This is a genomic window from Solibacillus sp. FSL H8-0523 (genome assembly GCF_038051985.1).
GTDB lineage: Bacteria > Bacillota > Bacilli > Bacillales_A > Planococcaceae > Solibacillus.
The window spans coordinates 2,369,349-2,383,269 of the sequence record NZ_CP150291.1 but is presented as its reverse complement, the minus strand read 5'-3'; the positions used below and the strand labels follow the sequence as shown (position 1 = coordinate 2,383,269).

21 protein-coding genes are annotated in these 13,921 nt (G+C 38.1%); 19 read left to right on the top strand and 2 right to left on the bottom strand.

From position 1 onward, the window contains the following. Positions 1 to 66 precede the first annotated feature (66 nt). Positions 67 to 432, bottom strand: a complete 366-nt coding sequence (locus NSQ62_RS11865; protein WP_341320352.1) for a helix-turn-helix transcriptional regulator — start codon at positions 430 to 432, stop codon at positions 67 to 69. A gap of 161 nt (positions 433 to 593) precedes the next feature. Between NSQ62_RS11865 and NSQ62_RS11860 the strand changes: the two genes are divergently transcribed. The 14 genes from NSQ62_RS11860 to NSQ62_RS11795 all read left to right on the top strand — a co-directional run bounded on the left by NSQ62_RS11860 (position 594) and on the right by NSQ62_RS11795 (position 9,394). Beyond that, a complete protein-coding gene (locus tag NSQ62_RS11860; protein ID WP_341320351.1) occupies positions 594 to 836 on the top strand; it encodes a helix-turn-helix transcriptional regulator in 243 nt (80 codons plus the stop codon). A 154-nt stretch (positions 837 to 990) separates the two neighbouring features. Continuing rightward, on the top strand, positions 991 to 1,707 hold the full coding sequence (locus NSQ62_RS11855; protein WP_341320350.1) for a Rha family transcriptional regulator: 717 nt from the start codon (positions 991 to 993) through the stop codon (positions 1,705 to 1,707). Positions 1,708 to 1,749: 42 nt separating this feature from the next. Continuing rightward, positions 1,750 to 2,076 (top strand): DNA-binding protein, encoded by a 327-nt coding sequence (locus tag NSQ62_RS11850; protein ID WP_341320349.1) that lies wholly within the window; start codon positions 1,750 to 1,752, stop codon positions 2,074 to 2,076. A gap of 152 nt (positions 2,077 to 2,228) precedes the next feature. Further along, a complete protein-coding gene (locus NSQ62_RS11845) occupies positions 2,229 to 2,528 on the top strand; it encodes a helix-turn-helix transcriptional regulator (RefSeq protein ID WP_341320348.1) in 300 nt (99 codons plus the stop codon). 18 nt (positions 2,529 to 2,546) lie between these two features. Further along, the gene (locus NSQ62_RS11840) at positions 2,547 to 2,684 is read left to right on the top strand and encodes a hypothetical protein (RefSeq protein WP_341320347.1); all 138 of its coding nucleotides are present in this window, start codon (positions 2,547 to 2,549) and stop codon (positions 2,682 to 2,684) included. A gap of 161 nt (positions 2,685 to 2,845) precedes the next feature. After that, complete coding sequence (locus NSQ62_RS11835) at positions 2,846 to 3,052, top strand: hypothetical protein (protein WP_341320346.1); 207 nt, start codon at positions 2,846 to 2,848, stop codon at positions 3,050 to 3,052. A 163-nt stretch (positions 3,053 to 3,215) separates the two neighbouring features. Further along, positions 3,216 to 3,470: a hypothetical protein gene (locus NSQ62_RS11830; RefSeq protein ID WP_341320345.1), complete on the top strand. Its 255-nt coding sequence runs from the start codon at positions 3,216 to 3,218 to the stop codon at positions 3,468 to 3,470. A gap of 76 nt (positions 3,471 to 3,546) precedes the next feature. Then, positions 3,547 to 5,574, top strand: coding sequence for an AAA family ATPase (locus NSQ62_RS11825; protein ID WP_341320344.1), 2,028 nt, complete (start codon positions 3,547 to 3,549; stop codon positions 5,572 to 5,574). 1 nt (position 5,575) lies between these two features. Continuing rightward, positions 5,576 to 6,532 carry a RecT family recombinase gene (locus NSQ62_RS11820; RefSeq protein WP_341320343.1) on the top strand — a complete coding sequence of 319 codons (957 nt, stop codon included), beginning with the start codon at positions 5,576 to 5,578 and terminating at the stop codon, positions 6,530 to 6,532. Beyond that, on the top strand, positions 6,532 to 7,230 hold the full coding sequence (locus tag NSQ62_RS11815) for an MBL fold metallo-hydrolase (RefSeq protein WP_341320342.1): 699 nt from the start codon (positions 6,532 to 6,534) through the stop codon (positions 7,228 to 7,230). The genes NSQ62_RS11820 and NSQ62_RS11815 overlap by 1 nt, the downstream gene beginning before the upstream one ends. A gap of 15 nt (positions 7,231 to 7,245) precedes the next feature. Further along, positions 7,246 to 8,211 (top strand): DnaD domain protein, encoded by a 966-nt coding sequence (locus NSQ62_RS11810; protein ID WP_341320341.1) that lies wholly within the window; start codon positions 7,246 to 7,248, stop codon positions 8,209 to 8,211. 62 nt (positions 8,212 to 8,273) lie between these two features. Next, positions 8,274 to 8,459 (top strand): DUF6877 family protein, encoded by a 186-nt coding sequence (locus tag NSQ62_RS11805; RefSeq protein ID WP_341320340.1) that lies wholly within the window; start codon positions 8,274 to 8,276, stop codon positions 8,457 to 8,459. A gap of 51 nt (positions 8,460 to 8,510) precedes the next feature. Continuing rightward, positions 8,511 to 8,765: a hypothetical protein gene (locus tag NSQ62_RS11800; protein WP_341320339.1), complete on the top strand. Its 255-nt coding sequence runs from the start codon at positions 8,511 to 8,513 to the stop codon at positions 8,763 to 8,765. Positions 8,766 to 8,890: 125 nt separating this feature from the next. Continuing rightward, on the top strand, positions 8,891 to 9,394 hold the full coding sequence (locus NSQ62_RS11795) for a Holliday junction resolvase RecU (protein WP_341320338.1): 504 nt from the start codon (positions 8,891 to 8,893) through the stop codon (positions 9,392 to 9,394). 182 nt (positions 9,395 to 9,576) lie between these two features. Here NSQ62_RS11795 and NSQ62_RS11790 read toward each other — a convergent pair whose 3' ends face one another. Beyond that, positions 9,577 to 10,227 (bottom strand): hypothetical protein, encoded by a 651-nt coding sequence (locus NSQ62_RS11790; RefSeq protein ID WP_341320337.1) that lies wholly within the window; start codon positions 10,225 to 10,227, stop codon positions 9,577 to 9,579. A 330-nt stretch (positions 10,228 to 10,557) separates the two neighbouring features. Between NSQ62_RS11790 and NSQ62_RS11785 the strand changes: the two genes are divergently transcribed. From NSQ62_RS11785 to NSQ62_RS11765, 5 genes are all read left to right on the top strand, one after another. Then, positions 10,558 to 10,791, top strand: coding sequence for a hypothetical protein (locus tag NSQ62_RS11785; RefSeq protein ID WP_341320336.1), 234 nt, complete (start codon positions 10,558 to 10,560; stop codon positions 10,789 to 10,791). Positions 10,792 to 10,986: 195 nt separating this feature from the next. Further along, positions 10,987 to 11,517, top strand: coding sequence for a sigma factor-like helix-turn-helix DNA-binding protein (locus NSQ62_RS11780; RefSeq protein ID WP_341320335.1), 531 nt, complete (start codon positions 10,987 to 10,989; stop codon positions 11,515 to 11,517). Between the two features lie 55 nt (positions 11,518 to 11,572). Beyond that, positions 11,573 to 12,070 (top strand): hypothetical protein, encoded by a 498-nt coding sequence (locus NSQ62_RS11775; RefSeq protein ID WP_341320334.1) that lies wholly within the window; start codon positions 11,573 to 11,575, stop codon positions 12,068 to 12,070. Between the two features lie 362 nt (positions 12,071 to 12,432). Next, positions 12,433 to 12,624: a hypothetical protein gene (locus NSQ62_RS11770; protein WP_341320333.1), complete on the top strand. Its 192-nt coding sequence runs from the start codon at positions 12,433 to 12,435 to the stop codon at positions 12,622 to 12,624. Between the two features lie 321 nt (positions 12,625 to 12,945). After that, on the top strand, positions 12,946 to 13,914 hold the full coding sequence (locus NSQ62_RS11765; RefSeq protein WP_341320332.1) for a DUF6731 family protein: 969 nt from the start codon (positions 12,946 to 12,948) through the stop codon (positions 13,912 to 13,914). Positions 13,915 to 13,921 lie beyond the last annotated feature (7 nt).

Genomic DNA, 13,921 nt, shown 5'->3' with positions numbered 1-13,921 from the left:
TGTAAAATTCAAATATTTTACAACGTCACACATAAAAGAAGGCATGCACATGCATACCTAGATGTTCTATTTTTCACTACTCTTAATTATCTCCCACATCATCCGCAGCTTCTCCAAATCCTCTTCACGCGACTTCGGCAGCTCTTTGTACCATTTTTGTAGGGAAGGGTTGTTTGCGAATGCTTGGAATTCTGCTTCGTCTTGTTCTTGTTTAGTTATTTTAGGATTTTTTTCAATTCTACCTAATAAATAATCCGTAGATACTTCAAAAAAATCTGCGATTAATTGTAATGTATCGTAGTCAGGTTTTCTTTCGTCTGATTCGTAGCGTGAAAGAACAACATTTGAAACTCCAATTTTAACGGCAAAATCTTTTTGGCTAATATTGCACTTTTCTCGTAAGCCCTTGATTCTACTTCCTAATGAAGCCATATATTGACCTCCTCTATTTACTTATATTTTATTTTACCATTTACCGCTACGGTAAATAATAATTTTACCGAAAAGGTAACTAAAGTGTTGACTTACCAAAAAGGTAATGTTAAAGTGTATATAAAGTTACCGATTCGGTAATAAAGAAGGCGGGTGGAAATATGGCTAGAGGTTACGTAAATATTGAGTTACTTAAAGAATTACGTATCCAGAAGGGATTATCAGTAGAAGAAATGTCAAAATTAATGGGGTTCGAAAGTTATCAAGGTTATTACTACAAAGAAAGTGGTGCGCGTAAGATGGGCGCAGATGATGTAGCAAAAGCTGCAGAAATTTTAGAAGTCCCAATTCAAAAGCTTTTTTTTGAGAAAATAGTTACCGAAATGGTAATTACGGTTGCGTAGGAGGTCCACATGAAAAAAACAACTGTAGAAGAATTATTCCACCAACAGCAGAAACTATTGGCGGAGAGTAAACAAAAAAATTTAATGATCCATCTTCCTATACTACTCATTTTGATAAGAAGGAAGCCTTTAATAAAATCCAGGAGGTTTTATCATGATTCAGTTACCAATAAATATTAGCAGTTTGGAAGTTACCGAAATGGTAGGGCGAGATCACAACAATGTAATGAAAGATATTCGTCGTATCATCGAACAATTAGGAGAGGTAACTTCTTACCAGTCCTATTTCATCGAATCAACATACACAAATAGCCAAAATAAAGAGTTACCGAGATTCCTTTTAACGAAAAAAGGTTGTGAGCTTTATGGTACTCGCATGACTGGTGAAAAAGGTACGCAGTTTGCAGTGAAATACATCGACCGTTTTAACGAGATGGAACAAGTAATTCAAGAACCAAATTTACCTCAGGACCCAATCACATTAGCTTTAAAAGCAGCGTTGGAGACACGTGAACAAGTTCAATCAATCCAATCAGAAGTGGTTGAAGTGAAAGAAACTGTACAAGTGTTATTTGACACAATGCGCATTGATGGTCGCCAAGAATTTGCTATTAAGGCACAAGGGAAGTCCAAAGTAATTGAAACATTAGGTGGATATGAATCACCGGCATATGTGGCGCTTAGCAAAAAGGTATTCGCCAAAATGTGGGGAGATTTTAAGCGACATTTCATTTTGCCACGATCAATGGAATTGCCAAAAGCGCGCTTTGATGAAGCAGTAAAATTCATTGCAATGTGGCGTCCAGATACATCGACAGCAATTGAAATTGAGTCATATAACAATCAAGCAAAATTAAAGTTAGTTCAATAGAAGTAGGCGCTTCAGCAGCGCCTTAGATGGGAGTGATTAACCATGTTAAGCGAGGACTTTAAATCGGAGATGTTGAACGAGTTTCGCAAAATTTATCGTGAAGAATTAGAGGCAGCACTTGGTGAGCAAAAGCTAGTAAAGATTACTGAGCTACCTCCATTTTTAACAAAAGATCATTTAAAAAAGATACTGCATATCGGCAACACAAAGGCATCTGAATTATTAAACAGAGCAGATTTCCCAGTTTTACGTGAGGCTGGTGTATTAGTACCATCTCATTTGTTTATTAAATGGGTTGAACAAAATACACAATGGATTGAATTAAATTCTCAATTTCCAAAAGAGGCAAAGAGCTTAAGGGCAATTTAAGCTCTTGCTAATTCTCAATCTAGTTTCGATTGAATGTAGGCGAGGGCAATCACCTTACAACAATATTATACCCGTTAGTAATTACTTGGTGCGTTCCAAAATCAACGTTAAATGAGCCAATTTGGAACATGGATGATTGGAGGTGAAAGTATATGCAATACGGCCCAATTCTAAAAGCTTTAAGAATAAAAGCTGAGATGACACAAGAAGAGCTTGCACAGCGATTAAATCGAAGTCGTTCATGTATCAGCAAATTTGAAAGTGAAAAAAAGGTGATTGACCTACCAACATTTTTACAGTGGATTAGAGAAACAAATTCGCAAGAAGTCGCAGTGGCAATGTTCTTTGGAATGGATGCTTTAAATGTAGTTAATACGTTGCTACCAATGATTCCAGTTGCACTACCAGCATTTATAACACCATTAATAGATGCTGCGCAGTTTTTCATGTAGAAGAAGGAGATGGAAAGGATGATAAAGAAAGTACGTAATTTCTTCTTTTTAGAAGAGGCAAAAGCATCGGGTTCAGACATCGCGGTTATGGTTTTAGTGGCAATCTCATTAGTGCTTGCAGCATATGCAGTCGCATCAGGATGGAGGTTTATATGATCAAATGGTTATTCCGCTGGTCACGCTTATCGACACAGCAACGCTTATTACTAAGCTCAGGGCAAATAAAAAACCGCTAATCGGTAGGACGATTAACGGCACATCAGATATATAAACAACTACCTCGATTATAACACATTTCGAGGAAAAGGAGCAGGAAAATGACATTAGATGAAATTTCAGTAGTAAAACACGCCTTAAAAAATGGCAATCGTTTTTATACTGAATCAGACGATCCAATTTGGAATGGTCTTGTTAATAAGGGTTATGCAGTTAAACGAGGAGGTTGGGAAGATGGTATGTCCTACTTCATCGTAACAGATGAAGGTAAGGAAGCTTTCGAACAATCCCAAGCATCGATGAAATAAGACAGTGCGAGCCCAGCGCTCGCTCTCGTCAAGCAGCTTAAAAGAGCGTATGCCATTCGCTTCTCCTAAACTTTTAAGTTGCTTGATGGGACAACCATCACTATTCGGACTGATAGCTTATACAGCGGTAGCAACGCTAATCAAAAAGATAGGAGATGATTTTATGTCAGTAGCAGAAAAGACAGTGCAGGCGCTAAATGTTATTAAGCGCTTAGATTTAAACAACATAGTTTCGGTTACTACGGATCAAATTGGACCACCGAAAATCCAAGTGAATAATATATCTGATTTAAAAGGGTTAGAACTATCGGAAGAAGTTTTTCAAGATGGTTGCAAGCGCATTTCAACGGTAGTAGATGGGGTTTTAGTTTTCGGAGTAATGCTTAGCGAGCGATACCTTGCTAGCGCGCCTTTTTAAAAGGAAAAACCACTGCTGAGAACAGTGGCTTAGAAAAACTTAATTTACAAAATTATATCACAGGAGGATTCATTTTATGAAGAAAATCGAATTGATCTTTATTAAACTACGCAACTTCAAAGGCATCGAGCAACTAACAGTCGAGCTGAACGGCGGTAACGCCCGCATTTACGGTGACAACGCTACTGGAAAAACAACAGTATTTGACGCGTTCCTTTGGTTACTGTTCGACAAGGACAGCAACAACGATTCAAAGTTCGCACTACAAACTTTAACAGGCGCTGGTCACAAGGTACACAATTTGGAGCACACGGTTGAGGGTGAGTTCCTAGTCGACGGCGTTAAGGTTCATTTGAAAAAAGTCTACAAAGAAAAATGGACGAAAAAACGTGGGCAAGCTCACAAAGAATTTGGCGGTTACACTACAGACCATTTTGTAGATGAAGTGCCAGTAAGTAAAAAAGAGTACGTTGCGAAAGTTGAAACAATCGTGCAAGAGGACGTATTCAAACTTCTTACTTCACCTACTTACTTTAATGAAAATGTTAAATGGCAGGACCGCCGTAACATTTTACTAGCAGTATGTGGTGACATTTTAGACGAGGACGTAATTGCATCTGATGCTTCACTAGCAAAATTAAACGATGTCCTGAGCGGTAAGTCAATCGAAGATATGAAGAAGATCATCGCCAGTCGTAAAAAGCACATCAATGACGAGCTAGAAAAAATCCCGGTGCGCATCGATGAAATTCACAAAATGATTCCAGAAGTACAAGTAGATGCCGCTTCATTAAAAGCTCAGGTAGAAAAGCTAGAAACTGAAATCAACGAGCTAAAAGACCAGCGCTACGCAGTGACAAATGGCGGTGCTTTACTAGATAAGCAGCACCAACTAAAAGAGCTTGAAATGCAGTTATCCGACTTCAAGCGCACATTCGAAGCCGACAGCAAGCAAGAGATATACAAGTTCCAAACGCGCATTCAAGAGCTTCAAGGTAACGTGCAAATCATCAAATCCGAGATTCGCATGAACGACATGGATAAAAACGATGCTGAGCGCGACATTAAATCATTCACGGACCGTATTTCGAACAATGAACAGCTTATGCAGCGTTTACGTGAAGAGTTCGCGGTGTTAAAAGCGCAGGAATTTGAATACAGCGATGAATGCGAATGCCCAACATGTAAGCAAACTTTACCAGTAGATCAAGTTGAGGCTGTTCGTGCCGAAGCGTTAGCACAATTTAAGGAGCACATTTCAAAACGTCAGGGTGAAATTAAAGCAGAAGGTCCAGTGTACGCAAAGCAAAACGATGGCTACAAAGCAGACATTCAAGTGCTTAATGAAAAGCTAGCTTCTGTAATTATCCCTAAATCAGAGGAGCTACAAGACAAATTGGCTTCTGCTCAAAAAGAGCTGGGCAAATTCAACGAAAAGTTACAGCAAGCTCATACGACGATACCAGACGTAACGACTGCTGATGCATACAAACAGCTAACAGCTCAAATGGATGCGCTGAATACTGCTATTGAAAACACAAAACAAAATACGAATGAAGTTGTAGCAGACATTGACGCTAATATTCGCCAACTGGAGCAAGATAAACAAACTATCAACGCCGAGCTGGGCCAACTAGCCAACGCGCAAAATCAACGCATTCGCATCGCTGAATTAGAGGCAGAACAACAACGTTTAGCTGCTGAATATGAAGCATTAGAAGGTAACTTATTTCTTATCGAGTCATTCACTCGTAAAAAGGTTGAAATGCTTACAGAGCGCATTAACAGTAAGTTCAAATATGCTCGCTTCAAACTTTTTGAAGAGCAAGTAAACGGCGGTCTAAACGAAGTATGTGAAACGTTATACGAGGGTGTACCGTACGGCAGTGGCTTAAATAATGCCGCGAAAATCAATGTCGGCTTAGACATCATCAATACGTTATCCGCACATTACGGCACCTTAGCTCCAATTTTTGTTGATAATGCCGAGGCAGTTACGAAATTCATCGATGTAGAGTCACAGCTTATTAGCTTAGTAGTTTCAGAGCAGGATAAGCAGTTGCGTATTGAAACGGATCCAATTGAATTGAAGGAGGCTATCTAATATGACAAACGCAGTAGTAAATCAACAGCACCACCAACTAACGCCTGAGCAACAAAAAGAAAAACAAAATAACTTTGTCACAGCGGTTGCACAAAAAATCGAAAAAATGCAACACCTAGGTCAAATTAGCTTGCCGGGTAATTACTCGGCGGCTAACGCCTTACAAGCGGCGTACTTCACATTAACAGCAATTGATTTTAAATCTAAGGTTGCCTTAATCGACAAAGTGACGCCTGAGTCAGTAGCTTTCGCGCTTCAAGATATGGCTATCCAAGGTTTATCAGTTGCGAAAAAACAAGGATATTTCATCGCATACGGTGACAAATTACAGTTTCAACGCTCTTATCACGGTACAAAAGCTGTAATTAAACGCTTAACAGGCATTAAAGAAATTTGGGCAAATGTCATCTGGAAAGGCGAAGAATTCGAGGTTGAATATAACGAACGAGGTGTACTTTCGTTTAAATCACATAAAGCCGACTGGCGTGTAGCGACAGGTCAAAAAGAGGATATTGAAGGTGCTTATTGCATCATCGAACATGAGGACGGACGCCAGTATTTAACGGTTATGACAATGGCTGAAATCCTTACGTCATGGTCACAATCGAGCAATCAATCAGTGCAAAATAAGTACCCACAAGAGATGGCGAAACGTACAGTTATCAATCGTGCAGCGAAAGAATTTTTAAATACATCTGATGACAGTGATCTATTAGTAGATGCAATTAACCGCACTACAGAAAACGAATTTGAGCCACAAGTGAAGGATATGGGCGATGTGCAAGAAGTACAACACGAAATCGCTCAAAATGCTAACACAGAAGAATTAGACATCAAGCCAGCACCAGCACAACAGCCTGAAAAGGTAGCGAAAAAGCAATTGGAAGTCATCGATGCTGCACCTAAAGATGATGGACAAGCAAAATTAGTTTTAGATGAAGAAGAGCTAGGCTTCTAATGATTGAAATCAAGACAATTGCAACAGGTTCAAAGGGTAACTGCTATCGGGTTTCCGATGGCAGTACAGCCTTACTACTTGAAGCTGGTATCTCCTTTAAAGTAATTCAACAGGGGCTTGAATTTAAAACTTCTGAAATAGCTGGTGTGCTTATATCACATGAGCACCAAGACCACTGTAAAGGCGTTGAGTGCTGTTTGAAGCGTGGCATGACGATTTATATGTCACAAGGCACGAAAGACGGTATGAGCTTAGATAACGCGCAAATTCGTATCATTAAAAGCAAGGAGCAGTTCCGTATTGGTACATGGACCGTATTACCGTTTGATGTGCAGCATGATGTGAACGAGCCATTAGGTTTCCTTCTCCAATCAGATAACGGAGACAAGCTCTTATTCGCTACAGATACCTATTACATCAAATACAAATTCACTGGTTTAACGCACTTGATGATTGAGTGCAATTATGACCAGCAGACACTTGATAGTAATTTAGCAAGTGGGCTTCATCCAGCACAGTATAGACGGGTGATGAAATCGCATTTCAGCTTAGAAAATTTACTTGAATTTTTTAAAGCTAACGATATGAGTAAGGTCGAGGAAATTCACTTATTGCACTTATCGGACAGCAATTCGAATGAAACTTATATTAGACAAGCAGTAGCAAGGGCAACGGGCAAATTAATTTACATCCCTTAAAGGAGGGCTAGGGCAATGGCTAAAGCAAAATTCAGAATGGTACACACCAGCTTTTGGAACGATCCACATGTATCGGAAGAAATGACAGTCGAGGACAAATACTTCTTTTTATATCTATTAACAAACGAGCATACAACGCAGATTGGTATTTACGGCATCACAAAAAAACAAATGGCGTTTGAGCTGGGTTACTCAGCCGAAACAGTTAACGCATTAATCTATCGTTTTGAGGACCATCACAAGCTTATTAAATACAATCCTGAAACACGTGAAATCGCAATTAAGAATTGGGGCAAGTACAACCTTAATCGAGGTGGTAAGCCAGTAATGGATTGTGTGAGGTCGGAACTTAAACAAGTTAAAGACCAATCACTTATCGAATATGTGGCAGAAAAGATAGAAAACGCGTCGTTAAAGGCTTTGTACGATACGTACCACGATACGTCCACGATACGGGGACAAGAAGAAGAAGAAGAAGAAGAAGAAGAAGAAAAAGAAGAAAAAGAAGAAAAAGAAGAAGCACCTGCATCGGCTACGCCTCAGCAAGTTGCAACTGATCATTATAATCCTTATCAGTTTTATCAGATGAATGGATTTGGAGTTCTTTCTTCAATCACACAACATAAGATTGATGCTTGGATTGAGGACTTAACAGAAGAAATGATTGTTTACGCAATGCAAATTGCAATTGAAAACAACAAGGTCTCGTGGTCTTACACTGAGGCAATTCTTAAAGGATGGGCTCAGCGCAATATAAAAACAATTGATGCAGCAGAAGCACAGCAAGCCCAATTTAAAGCGCAACAGTCTCAAAAACAAGGTAATCGTTCATTCGGTATTCAACGAACTGAAAACGTTCCTGATTGGTACGGGCAGCATAAAGCCGAGCAACAACAACCGCAACCAGTATCTAACCAGCCGATTGATTTTGAAGCAGAACGAGCAAGAATTTTACAAAAATTAAATCCCGAGGGTGCTTAAGCGCTCTTGGAGTGGGGGGATTCGCTTGGAATCAGTTTGATTTTGAAAAGGGGGATTTCAACGTGACAAAACAACAGGTAGACCAAGCAATTAGTGAGTTAATCAGCAAGTATGTATTTCCGTTTGAAGCCTTGGTGGATGTACATACGAGATTGTTGGGCTGTACAGATGTGCATTACGCAGCCCAGCAATTACGCTATCTTCAAAATTTGATAAATGCCGGAATGGCAAAGAAAAGGAGGAAATGAAATGGGGGAATTATTATTGAAACGGGATAAGCAGTTGTTGGAGGTGTTAGCATGACGCCAACATACAAAAACAACACAGCTATTTACGACAACTATCGTGCGCCAGCTAGATTCATAGAGTTCCAAGGCCATGTTTACAAATTTAAGGGGATCGAACGAAAAGCTGATGTTGATATCCATAATTATCGTTGTAATTACGAGCAGCACAATTTACGGATTCATTTGCAAAGTGGCGTACCTTTTTATGTGGATGGGTTTTACTCCATTGATGAGGTGATGGATGATGCGGTACATCGAGCTGGTTAAACGATTAGACGGGCGCAAATTGTTAATCGTTGGACATTTAACAAACGAGGAAATTTATTACCTGAAACAAGAGGGCTATCGGGTAGCGGTGAAAGAAAAATTAGTAGCTTAGGAGGTATAGGGCAATGACTTACAGCAGATCACATGCCAATCGAGGCGCTTTCCTAGAACGCGTTATCGATTTAGCGAACAATAAATACCGTAGTGCTGGTCTAGCGGATATTAATAAGATTCCTACACCAGTCAAAATTACAGAGGATTACGGCCGTATGGTTAAAGGGTGTAAAGAGAAAGCGTTATGGGTGGACTATTGTGGCATCTATAATGGCACAGCAGTTATATTTGACGCCAAGCAAACTAGCGGAACGAATTTCCCTTTAGTGAATTTAGAGCAACATCAATACAACTTATTAAAATCATGGTCAGAAAAAGGTGCAGTAGCTTTCTTAATCGTTTATTTCAGTAAATACGACAAATACTACTACCTTCCGTTTCACACGCTGAAATGGGCTCGTGAACGTGCTGAAAGTGGTGGTCGAAAGTCGATTTCGTATGAAGAATTTCAAACGATGGCTCAAGAGGTTCGGAGCAAAGACGGGTACACGCTGCATTATTTGGAGGCGGTTTGATGAAAAGGAAGATTCGTTGGTTTATAGATTGGGTTGTTTATTTGGTGGATCGGGTTGTTACGTAGTTGAACAAAAATGTTTAGTGACATTTGGAATCCTTACAATGGAAGACATTTTAGTTTTTGACCATAAAAAAAGAAGCCGCCCCACCGGTGGAACGGCTTCAAATAGGTAGTATTTAATTAATAATATTCGGATTCCATTTCATTTTTCATTTCAATACAATCTTGAAAATAAGAAGCCATGTTATCTAATTTATCGAAAATAACCTTAAATACTTCTAAAAAGTTAGGTAAATCAACAATAACATTGTCCAATTCGTTTATATAGAATTGCGGTTGCGGCTTTTTATCTCTTGTTTGTGTATATCTTGCGAAAGTAATATCCGAAAAACTTTTGCCGTCGTCATTTTGAATTTCAATCTTTTTATATAGTTCGTCGATATACTTATTTAACACCCCATAATGATGTTCGAAATTAAAATTATCGTCTTGTTCTTCGGATAATTCTTTCACCGATTTCAATAAACCTTGCAAATTATGTGTCTTGGAATAAGTACCGTCTTTCTCCAAAAGGACGTTTAAAGACCAATTTATCGTTTTCAAATAAACTTCAATTGCATGATTCGCATTGAACAAAATTGGGAAAATTAAATCGTCAGCTTGCTTTCCGCGATTGTTATTCTCTAAAATTTGTTTAACAATCACTAATGATGAATTAGCAAAGCCGCTGGCGATAACATTCATATTATGTAGATGGTCGTGACGATTTGTTCTCCAATTCATATAGGCATTTTGGTTAATATCCGCATTATCAGAAAAAATTGCTTTCATTACAACAACCCCTTTTTTTCCTTTATTGTAACATATCTTGTATTTACCAATTAATAAAAGCGAAAAAGAAGCGATTTTTCTAAGCGTAATATTCGTCTTTTCATATCCGTATAATTGATGGTTTTTATAGAATGGTGTCAATTAAAATGACGGTATGTTGCCGATTGTGGTACGTCAATTTTGACGACCTATGATAAACATAGACCGTTCAAATTCGCCAATTCCTTCTATAATATACTGCGAAAAAATAAAGAACGCTCATCATGAAGCAAGGACGTTTGGAATAATCATTTTAACTATTTGGCATTGTGAACAAAAGGAGAGAAATATATGAAGGTGATAAATTGCACGCATTGCGGTAGTGATGGTGGCTTTTATACAAAAGAAACAGTTAAAGGTAGGGCAACAGTTTACTATACGAATAACGGCGATTATGCCGAAAATCAAACGGAAATGTACAGTTTGAACAACAGTGGCGGTAAAGTAGCGCACTGTGTTGATTGCAATAAAAAGATTGGCAATAGTGCTGATTTGATTTCTGGAAATGCCGAAAAATCATACTAGGCATTTTGAACATTTTACGCAGTAACAGGCATAAAAAAAGACTCAAGCCACAGCTCAAGTCAGCAAAACTATACAAGTTCATTATACCAATTGTGGGCTTGTAACTAAACAAATAAAACCGCGGTGTTAGCAGCACCACGGTTGCCCCTTTAAATAATTGTTCGCAAACAAATTATAGCATAAGGGGGCAATCTTATGTATTTCGCAGATTTATTAGAAGAATACAAGCAGTTGTTGAAGCAGATGAAGTCAGAGGGCGTTACCAGCGGTGATTTATATCGTGAGGTTAAGCAGGCGGTTGAATGGATGGAAACAGGATATGACCCAGCGGAGTTCCGGGCAAGTACTCGCGTTGATGCTTTTCCCGTGGATCCGTACCATATGCAAACGTATATGGCTTATGCGAATGATGACCAGGACATGCTAGAGTGCATGTTGAATCTACAAAATTACATTCAGTCTCATAAAGACGAGCAGCGTTTTAAAGCAGATTGGAGCAAAGCTGAAGCGAATAAGCAAAAGGTTAATAGCGCCATGAAGGGATTAACTGCAGATGAAAAAGCAGTGTTTGTTGCGATTGAAGCCGAGCGTTTACCGTTTAGTAAGGTTGCTAGAATGCTAGGTGTTTCGAAAAGTACGGTGCAATGCTATTACAATCGTGCTCGATGCAAGATTAAGCGCAATATTACGAAGGGTACGCAAGAGAGCTTGTTTGACGCTGTATAAATTAAGAATGAAAATTATCCCTCTTTTTGGTAAATTATAAAAAGGAGGGATTATATTGATTGAAGAACAACTTTTATTACTGAACATAAATAGACTAGTTGATGAATTGAAAATTAAAGAAAATAAAGATATTAAGCATTTGAGCAAATACAAAGCGTTACAATTTGAAGTTAGGGCTTCAAAGGAGGCTATCATAGCAGGGCCGAATTTAATAGAAATATGTTCAATATTGTTTTCGACTATGGCACTGTTAGTTACGTTAATATCTCTCTCAATTAACGTAAGATATGATACGATTTATAGATTTTTGGAAATTGATAAGATAGATTCTAATGCCACAAATATATTAAACGCACAATATTTATACAAAGAACCCTTCGATGATAATTTGAAATTATTTGTTGATTTATTAATGTTTTTTGGTATTTTGATATTTTTAGTTGGTTGTTGGTATTTATATAGGCAAATGAGATTTACAAAATTGTTGAAAAAGCATGTTATTTTAGAACAATTTTTAGACGAGTACATAAAACTGGTAGAAAAAAACGGATGAGAACTGCTTTAATTTTGCCATACGATTACCCTATATATAAGAGCGCTTATTTTTACCACAAAATAAAATGAGAGCAGTATATTTCGAGAGAGGAGCGCATTAGACAGCGCTCCTTTTTGTGTGCTTACGAAAGGAGCGAGGGCAATGGCAAATTACGAGCTACGGTGCGAACGATGCGACAGACCAGCAGAGGTTGTTAGTCGCAAGGTAGGGCGGCAACGGTCGGGACATGAGACAGTTAAGAAAACATTGGCAAAGGCTTGTGCGTGTGGAGGTAGGGTTGTGCCGGTGATGCAGTAGCAGAAATGTGTTATGGAAATACCCCCCATTTGGTTTTATGATGGGGTGGGAGGTGAAATATTATGGATACAGTTAAAAGTGCACCATGTTCGAATTGTGGCGGAGTAAGTTTTACATATCCTACAAGAGTAGGGTTACCAAAAGTAACGATTGATGAACAGAAAAAAGTAACGGTAGATGTTTCAATGGTAGTGCCTGTAGATTTTATAGTTTGCAACACTTGTGATAACATTAAATTTTTTAGAGTGAAATAGAAATAGGCAAAGTCACGTTCATTCGAGCGTGACTTTTTATGTTGAATTTCGGAGGTGGTGTTGATGAGCAACGTTATTTAGTTGGTAGAATTTTAATAGGTCGATTTAAGGATGTTTGCACAATTTAATGTATGATAATATAAAAGCATCGACAATTTTCCGAAAACACCGACTTCCCTTAGATCGGTGTTTTTTCTATTTACATTTGAAATAAAAATGATAAAATAAGAACTAGTGTTCGTATTTAATGTTATTTGATTCCCTTTACTTATATGGTACAATTTGTCTGGAATTGTCGAAGTAAGCTAGGGGGTATAAAAAATGGTAAAAAAGTATGTAAGATTTAATTATTTTTCAATTAATATGGTACCGGAAAGTATTCCAACAAGTATGGGAAATAGGACTGTAGCTTCTGCTTGGGATATGAAAGAGCTACTTGATTATTTATCTGTTACAGGAAATCAATTAGACAGTGTGATAGATGTGGGAGAGTATGTAGCGGAATTTGAAAGGGAGACGTTGATCTATGATTCAACAACTGATATTTATTCTTTTCAACTAGGGAAAATGCGTGCAACAGGTATTCCTTCATTAAAAACAATAGGACAACCTAAAAAAGATATCCGCTTAAAAGACGATGAGTTTATAGGTGAGTTTGTAACTATAATCTTTGACCCTACATTCTGTACTGTTGGAATCCAATCTAACAGATACAGTTTAAATGTTAAACAGGTTGAATTATACCTTACTGAATTAAGAGCACGCTATAATAATCTAGTTGGACGAATCGATGGAATTCCATTAAAAGTAGAATTTCAACCTATACTAGATATAGCTAGAGCTCAGACTATTGGGAGCGCTGATATTTTCAGGAAATTAACGATAAAAGGTACTGATGCTATGGCCGATGCACTTGCTAGACAAGGTGTTTTAGGGGAAATTTCTGAAGTTATCGGACAAGCAAGAGGAATTAATTTTGAACTTACCATTTCATTAGGTCAGGCACCAAAAAGTGAAAGTTTAGATAATGGAGTAATTAGAGAAGTTATTCAAGGTTTCCATCAAATGGATGAAAAAGATAGACCTAAAGTGGAAATTGTCGCTCGTGAAGAAGAAGCAGCTGCTTTAGAAGTGATAAATTTAGCTGCTCCTACTTTGACAAATATCATTACTTTAGAAGTGGTTGAAAGAAAAGGTATTGGGCATGAATATATTCATCAGATGTTTAAAGAAAAATATCCACATGTGAGAGGTAGAATCGCGGCAATAAATGTACCTTTAGAAGCATAAATTTTTA